This is a genomic window from uncultured Corynebacterium sp., assembly GCF_902782855.1.
Classification (GTDB): domain Bacteria; phylum Actinomycetota; class Actinomycetes; order Mycobacteriales; family Mycobacteriaceae; genus Corynebacterium.
Genome location: NZ_CACZOO010000070.1, coordinates 1 through 2,677 on the forward strand (window position 1 = coordinate 1; position 2,677 = coordinate 2,677).

General features: G+C 66.5%; 2 protein-coding genes and 1 pseudogene. All 3 read right to left on the reverse strand.

The features are described 5' to 3' along the window. On the reverse strand, window positions 1-1,698 hold a 1,698-nt coding region (locus QZV72_RS03025), incomplete at its 3' end, for a bifunctional (p)ppGpp synthetase/guanosine-3',5'-bis(diphosphate) 3'-pyrophosphohydrolase (RefSeq protein ID WP_297005097.1). 62 nt (window positions 1,699-1,760) lie between these two features. After that, the gene (locus tag QZV72_RS03030) at window positions 1,761-2,327 is read right to left on the reverse strand and encodes an adenine phosphoribosyltransferase (protein WP_297005099.1); all 567 of its coding nucleotides are present in this window, start codon (window positions 2,325-2,327) and stop codon (window positions 1,761-1,763) included. Further along, window positions 2,324-2,677: pseudogene (locus QZV72_RS03035) on the reverse strand (hypothetical protein); the annotation flags it as partial. The pseudogene QZV72_RS03035 and the gene QZV72_RS03030, both read right to left, overlap by 4 nt.

Below are 2,677 nucleotides of genomic sequence, written 5' to 3' on the forward strand. Positions count from 1 at the left end.
CACGACATGACCAGCGGTCTCCCCGCCGGCGCCGATGGCGTTGTAGAGATCGTCGACGCTCTCCCTGTGCAGGGAGGTCGCGACGGTCTTCAGGGCCTCGGCGGTGACCAGACGCTGCAACGGGATGCCGGTGCGCTGCGCCTCGTGGGCCAGTGCGTCACGCCCCTTCTCCAGCGACTCCTCGCGCCGCTCCTTGTTGAACCAGGCACGGATCTTGTTCTTGGCGCGCGGGGAGACGGCGATCTTCTCCCAGTCCTTCGACGGACCGGCGTGAGCATCCTTCGAGGTGAAGACCTCCACCTTGTCGCCGGTGTTGAGCGGTGTCTCCAGGGCGACGAGTTTGCCGTTGACCTTTGCCCCGATGCAGCGGTGCCCGACTTCGGTGTGCACCGCGTAGGCGAAATCGATGGCTGTCGACCCTGCGGGCAGAGTGATCGCGTCCCCCTTCGGGGTGAAGGCGAAGATCTGGTTGGTGGACAGGTCGTAGCGCAGTGAGTCGAGGAACTCGTTGGGGTCCGCGGCCTCCTTCTGCCAGTCCAGCAGCTGCCGCATCCACGCCATCTGGTCGACCTCGGCGTTGTCCCCCTTGTGCGAACCCTTGGTCTCCTTGTAGCGCCAGTGCGCGGCGATGCCGTACTCGGCCTGGTAGTGCATCTCGTGGGTACGGATCTGCACCTCCAGGGCCTTGGCGTCCGGCCCGAGGACGGTGGTGTGCAGTGAGCGGTAGACGCCGAAGCGGGGCTGGGAGATGTAGTCCTTGAACCGGCCGGGCATCGGCTGGTACAGCGAATGCACCGCACCGACCGCGGCGTAGCAGTCCTTGACATCGTCGACGAGGATCCGGATACCGACAAGGTCGTAGATGTCGTCGAAGTCTCGGCCCCGCACGATCATCTTCTGGTAGATCGACCAGTAGTGTTTGGGTCTGCCCACGACATCCGCGACGATGTGGGCCTCCTTCATCGTCGACCCGATCTCGTCGATGACTTTCGCGAGGTACTGGTCCCGCTTCGGTGCCCGGTCGGCGACGAGACGGACGATCTCGCCGTACTTCTTCGGGTACAGGATCGCGAAGGAGAGGTCCTCGAGCTCCCACTTGATCGTCGCCATGCCGAGGCGGTGCGCCAGCGGGGCGATGACCTCCAGGGTCTGCCGGGCCTTCCTCGCCTGCTTCTCGGGCGGCAGGAAACGCATGGTGCGCATATTGTGCAGCCGATCGGCGACCTTGATCACGAGGACGCGCGGATCGTGGGCCATCGCGACGATCATCTTACGGATCGTCTCCGCCTCAGCCGCTGAACCCAGGGCGACCTTGTCCAGCTTGGTGACCCCGTCGACGAGCAGCGCGACCTCCGGACCGAAGTCGCGGGTGAGGTCGTCGAGGGAGTAGTCGGTGTCCTCGACGGTGTCATGCAGCAGCGCGGCAACCAGGGTGGTGGTGTCCATGCCGATCTCGGCGACGATGTTCGCCACCGCCAACGGGTGGGTGATGTAGGGTTCACCGGACTTGCGCAGCACCCCCTCGTGGAGCTTCTCCGCAGTGGTGTAGGCACGGTCGAGAAGCTCGATGTCGGCTTTCGGATGGTACCGGCGGTGCACCGCGATCAACGGTCCCAGCACCGGATTGATCCGGCTCTTGCCGGTGAGGCTTCGCGCGATCCGCGCGGCCATCCACAGCGAGTTCTTCTCGTTACTCATGCCTCACCGTTTCTCTCCCGGGGTGTCACCCCGACGGTCGTGCGCCCGTGTGTGCTGTAAGCCTACCGTCCGGCGGCGACAACGTAGAGCGGCAGGTCACCGAAGCGGGCCCGGCCGTTGAGCTCGGTGACCTCCAGTGCCACCGCGACGCCGCACACCTCCCCGCCGGCGCGCTCGATGAGGCGACGGGACGCAGCGAGCGTGCCCCCCGTGGCCAATACGTCATCGATGAGCATGACGCGCTTCCCGGTGAGATCCAGGCCGTCAGCCGGGATCTCGAGGGCGGCGGTACCGTACTCCAGCGTATACTCCTCGTGCAGCACCGGCGGCGGCAGCTTACCCGCCTTGCGTACCGCGAGGATCCCGACGCCGAGTTCCACGGCGACGGCGGAACCGAGGAGGAATCCCCGGGCGTCGAGGCCGCCGACCAGGTCAGCTCGGAATGGACCGCAGGCGTCAGCGAGGTCGTTGACGATGAGACGGAAACCGTGGGCGTCCGCGAGGACCGGGGTGAGATCCTGGAAGACGATCCCCGGCTCCGGGTAGTCGGAGACGAACCGGGTGAGGGTCCTCAGGGCCCAGCGGGCATCGGCGCCGGCGGGAATCTCGGGATTGTCGGTGCTGGTCACTCAGTCTCCTCGGAGGTGTCAGGGTCTTCGGTCAATGGATGGTCGGTGGAGGTCCAGCGATCCATGTTCCAGCTCAGTCCCTGCTCCCCACCGGAGTCGGAGACCCCGGACACAGTGGAGGCGGTGAGGACGAGTCGCGGTTCGACCGCGAGCGGAATCGTGGCGGCGTCAGTGGCGAGCTGGTTCTCCGCGTCGGAGATCCTCCCGGACCGCGACGCCGGGGACACCGTGACCCGGGGATTGCGCGAGTAGGGTGTGCGGGTGTCCAGCAGCGCATCATAGTCGGTCCCCGACCCGCCGGGCCGCTGCAGTGCCGCGACATCCAGCGGGACGCCGACGACGGTCACCCC